This window comes from Enterobacter sp. ENT02, assembly GCF_019219165.1.
In the GTDB taxonomy this organism is placed as follows: Bacteria; Pseudomonadota; Gammaproteobacteria; order Enterobacterales; family Enterobacteriaceae; genus Enterobacter; species Enterobacter mori.
Genome location: NZ_JAHUWD010000025.1, coordinates 1 through 319, shown reverse-complemented (window position 1 = coordinate 319; position 319 = coordinate 1). Strand labels below are relative to the sequence as shown.

Annotated in this window: 1 protein-coding gene; it reads left to right on the top strand. The window is 58.3% G+C overall.

Features of this window, described 5'->3' with window-relative positions; all coding sequences use genetic code 11:
* A partial coding sequence (locus tag KW829_RS22745; RefSeq protein WP_218309148.1) for a DDE-type integrase/transposase/recombinase occupies positions 1-319 on the top strand: 319 nt, incomplete at both ends.

Sequence of the window (319 nt, the reverse complement as noted above, 5' to 3'; positions counted from 1 at the left end):
GCCGGGAATACTGTCATCCTTTCACCCTGACCGACAATCACAGCCGGTATCTTCTGAGCTGCCGGGGAACGTACCGGGAGAGCGAGCCCTTCGTCAGGCAGTGCCTGACGGATGCGTTCCTGGAGTATGGTCTGCCGGAAGTCCTGAGAACGGATAATGGTCAGCCTTTCGCAGGGACAGGTATCGCCGGGTTAAGTCGTCTTGCCGTCTGGCTAATCAAGCTGGGCATCAGGCCGGAGCGTATCAGAAAGGGTCATCCGGAAGAAAACGGCCGCCATGAGCGAATGCACCGCTCCCTGAAAAGTGCGGTGAAACAGGG